General features: G+C 73.9%; 4 protein-coding genes. 1 reads left to right on the forward strand and 3 read right to left on the reverse strand.

The genetic code is table 11. From position 1 onward, the window contains the following. The first annotated feature begins 172 nt into the window (after positions 1-172). Positions 173-1,003: a UbiA family prenyltransferase gene (locus SACSA_RS0118330; RefSeq protein WP_019819187.1), complete on the forward strand. Its 831-nt coding sequence runs from the start codon at positions 173-175 to the stop codon at positions 1,001-1,003. A gap of 153 nt (positions 1,004-1,156) precedes the next feature. Here the strand turns inward: SACSA_RS0118330 and SACSA_RS0118335 are convergent, their stop codons facing one another. The 3 genes from SACSA_RS0118335 to SACSA_RS26370 form a co-directional block, all read right to left on the reverse strand. Beyond that, positions 1,157-1,987 carry a bifunctional allantoicase/(S)-ureidoglycine aminohydrolase gene (locus SACSA_RS0118335; protein ID WP_019819188.1) on the reverse strand — a complete coding sequence of 277 codons (831 nt, stop codon included), beginning with the start codon at positions 1,985-1,987 and terminating at the stop codon, positions 1,157-1,159. 49 nt (positions 1,988-2,036) lie between these two features. Then, positions 2,037-3,407, reverse strand: coding sequence for an allantoinase AllB (gene allB, locus SACSA_RS0118340; protein ID WP_019819189.1), 1,371 nt, complete (start codon positions 3,405-3,407; stop codon positions 2,037-2,039). A 26-nt stretch (positions 3,408-3,433) separates the two neighbouring features. Then, positions 3,434-3,938 (reverse strand): transketolase-like TK C-terminal-containing protein (locus SACSA_RS26370; protein WP_048876979.1); only part of this gene is annotated, 505 nt, incomplete at its 5' end.

Genomic DNA, 3,938 nt, shown 5'->3' on the forward strand with positions numbered 1-3,938 from the left:
CGGGCGGCACGAGTGCGCCCCGGGCCGCGGCGAGCCAGTGCAGCATCGCGAACGCGCCGCGCGGTCGCCACCACTGGTCGGACAGGCGCTCGTAGAGCGCCGGGTCGTTGCGCGGCACCGTCGCGCGGGCCGAGTCCTGCTCCACTCCTCCGACGCTGGCACACTTGCTCGTGTGCGGCAGGTCGTGGCGACGGCGATGGGGCTGGGCCGCGCGGCGCACCCCCTGCCCGCGCTGGTCGTGACGGGGATCGCCGCCGGGCTCGCCGTCGGTGTGGGCTGGTCCACGGGAGCGGTCCTGGTGATCACCGCGGCCGTGCTCGCCGGTCAGTTGTCCGTCGGCTGGCTCAACGACCTCGTCGACGCGGGTCGGGACGCGGCCGTCGGCCGCAGGGACAAACCCGTGGTCTCCGGCCGGGTCTCCGTCCCGGTCGTGCGGACCTCGTTCGTGGTCGCGGCGCCGGGCGCGGTCGTGCTGTGCCTGCCGGTCGGGCTGCCCGCGGCCGGGGCACACCTGGCCGCGCTGGCCTCGGCGTGGGCCTACGACCTCGGCCTCAAGAGCACACCGCTGTCGGTGCTGCCCTACGCGGTCTCGTTCGGGATCCTGCCCGCGGTGGTGACGCTCGGGCTCCCGGGGGCACCGCTGCCGCCGGTGTGGCTGATCGCGGCGGCGGCGTGCCTGGGCTGCGCGGCGCATTTCGTCAACGTCCTGCCCGATCTGCACGACGACGCCGTGACCGGTGTGCGGGGCCTGCCGCACCGGCTGGGTCCGGACCTGTGCAGGCTGGTGAGCGCGGTGCTGGTCCTGGCGGCCTCGGCGCTGCTGGTGTTCGGGCCGGACGGGGCGCCCACGCCGGTCGGTACGGCGGCGTTGCCGGTCTCGCTGGCGCTCGTCGGGGCCGGAGTGCTCGGGGGCCCGAGGTCCGGCTTCCGTGCGGTCCTGCTGGTGGCGGCCCTCGACGTCGTGCTGCTGCTCGTGACGGGCGTGCCGGTCCACGCCCCGTGACCGTGGGCGGGACGGGTGAGCCGGAGCGTACCGGGCTCCCCAGGGTCGTGTGTATAACGATCTATTCAGCGTGTCGCCGTCGCACCCCCACGGGTGGCGACCCGCGCGACGGCGACACGCGGTAATCCGGGCCCGGTCACCGGGCACCGGAGGTCACAACCCGGCGTGGCCGAGGGGAGCGTGCCGGTTGACGTCCTTGTAGAGCAGGTACCGGAAGCGGCCAGGTCCGCCCGCGTAGCACGCCTGAGGGCAGAACGCGCGCAGCCACAGGAAGTCGCCTTCCTGTACCTCGACCCAGTCCTTGTTGAGCAGGTACACGCCCTTGCCCTCCAGTATGTACAGGCCGTGTTCCATAACGTGGGTCTCGGGGAACGGGATCGCGCCGCCGGGCTCGAACGTGACGATCGAGACGTGCATGTCGTGGCGGAGGTCGGCCGGGTCCACGAACCGCGTGGTGGCCCACGCGCCGTCGGTGTCCGGCATCGGGGTGGGCTCGACGTCGCGGTCGTGGGTCACGAAGGGTTCCGGCACCGCGATGCCCTCGACGCGGTCGTAGATCTTGCGGACCCAGTGGAACCGCGCCGGTGCGCCACCGGCGTTGTGCGCGGTCCACGTCGTGCCGGGTGGCACGTACGCGTAACCGCCCTCACCGAGCACGTGGCCCGCGCCGTCGATCGTGACGTGGAGTTCGCCGCCGACGACGAACAGCACGCCCTCGGCGCGGGAGTCCGGCTCCGGCCGGTCGGACCCACCGCCGGGGGAGACCTCCATGAGGTATTGCGAGAAGGTCTCGGCGAACCCGGACAGCGGCCGCGCCAGCACCCACGCCCGGGTTCCGGACCAGAACGGCAGGCGGCTGGCGACGATGTCGGTCATCGTGCCGCGTGGCAGCACGGCGTAGGACTCGGTGAACACGGCGCGGTCGGTCGTGAGCTGGGTCTGCGGGGGCAGTCCCCCGGTGGGCACGTAGTAGCGCTGGCTCATGCTCGTTCTCCTCTCGTCCGGGCACGGGCGGTCACACTCGGCCGGGTGGTCACCTCGCCCCTCGCACGAGCATCCGGCCGCGCGGGGCACCGTCGGGCTCGACCGGCGCGCCCCGCAACCACGTGCCGCGCACCACGCCCCGGAGGCGATGGCCGTCGTAGGGGGTCAGCGCGTGGCGGTGGTGCAGTGCGCGGGCGTCGACGACGAACTCCTCGTCCGGGGCGAACACGCAGAAGTCGGCGTCGTGGCCGGGGGCGAGGTGGCCCTTGCGGCGCAGGCCGACCTGCGCGGCGGGCCCCGCGCACATCCACCGGACCAGGTCGGACAGCCGGAAACCGCGCTCCCGCGCGTGGGTCCACACCACCGGCAGCCCGAGTTGCAGCGAGGAGATGCCGCCCCAGGCCGTGCCGAAGTCGCCGGTGTCGAGGTGCTTGAGGTCGACGGTGCTCGGCGAGTGGTCGCTGACCACACAGTCGAGCACACCGTCGCGCAGGGCCGCCCACAGCCGGTCCCGGTTGGCCCGCTCCCGGATCGGCGGGCAGCACTTGTACTCGGTGGCCCCCGCGGGCACGTCCTCGGCCGACAGCGCCAGGTAGTGCGGGCAGGTCTCGGCGGTGACCGGAAGGCCCCGCTCGCGGGCCTCGGCCAGGACCGGCACCGCGTCCGCGCTCGACACGTGCAGGATGTGGACCCGGCAGCCCGTGCGCGCGGCCAGCTCGACGACCTGCCGCACCGCCCGGTTCTCCGCCTCGCGGGGCCGCGAGGCGAGAAAGCCCCGGTAGTCGGTGCCGTGGCACGCGGGGGCGTTGTCGATCTCGGCGTGGTCCTCGGCGTGGACGATCAATAGCCCGTCGAACGCGGCGATCTCCCGCATGGCCGCGTCGAGTCCGGCCGGGTCGAGGTGGCCGAACTCGTCGACGCCGGAGTGCAGCAGGAAGCACTTGAAGCCGAAGACGCCGGCGTCGTGCAGGGGCCGCAGGTCGGCGAGGTTGCCCGGTACGGCGCCGCCCCAGAATCCGACGTCCACGGCGAGGCGGTCCCTGGCCGCCGCGCGCTTGGTCTCCAGCGCCGCGACCTCGACCGTGGGCGGGATGCTGTTGAGCGGCATGTCCACCAGCGTGGTGACACCGCCCGCCGCGGCGGCGCGTGTGGCGGTGGAAAAGCCCTCCCACTCGGCGCGCCCGGGATCGTTGACGTGCACGTGCGTGTCCACCAGGCCGGGAAGCAGCACCTCGTCGTCGGCCAGCCGCACCTGGTCGGCTCCCGGCACGGCGACATCGATCCCCTCCACCGCGACGATCTCGCCGTCCCGGATCACCAGCGCTGCCTCGCGTTCCCCGGACGGGGTCACCATCCGCTTCGCCCGCACCACCAGCTCCGCCCTGCCCGGGTCCGCACCGCTCCGGTCCGCACCGCCCATGTTTCCGCTCCTTTCGTGTGCCCGCCTCACGCGTCACCGCCCGCCGACATGCCGGTCGGGTGATAGTCCGGGTCGTCCAGCCGGTAGCGCCGCCGCGCCTCGACGACGGTCTCGCTTCCCAGCACGCCGTCGGCCGCGAGTTCGGCGAGCGTGGCCGCGGTGATCGACTCGGCGTCCACCGCGAAGTGGCGCCGCAGCGCGAAGCGGGTGTCCGAGCAGCCGAAGCCGTCGGTGCCCAGCGAGGTGTAGCGGCCCGGTACCCACGGGCGGATCTGGTCGGGCACCGCACGCATCCAGTCGCTGACCGCGACGACGGGACCGGCACCGGCGGCCAGGACCGAGGTCACGTACGGCACACGGGGGGTGCGGTCCGGGTGCGCCCGGTTCCAGCTCTCGCAGTCGAGCGCCTCGCGGCGCAGTTCGGTCCACGACGGGGCGGAGTACACGTCGGCGGCCACGTCCCACTCGTCGGCGAGCAGGCGCTGGGCGCGCAGCGCCCACGGCAGCGCGACCCCGGAGGCGAGCAGGCGC

The sequence above is a fragment of the Saccharomonospora saliphila YIM 90502 genome (assembly GCF_000383795.1).
GTDB lineage: Bacteria > Actinomycetota > Actinomycetes > Mycobacteriales > Pseudonocardiaceae > Saccharomonospora > Saccharomonospora saliphila.

What these genes read in the sequence shown, in the direction of transcription:
- SACSA_RS0118335 (WP_019819188.1), bottom strand. Translation starts at nt 1,987, where the DNA reads ATGAGCCAGCGCTACTACGTGCCCACCGGGGGACTGCCCCCGCAGACC.
- allB (WP_019819189.1), bottom strand. Translation starts at nt 3,407, where the DNA reads ATGGGCGGTGCGGACCGGAGCGGTGCGGACCCGGGCAGGGCGGAGCTG.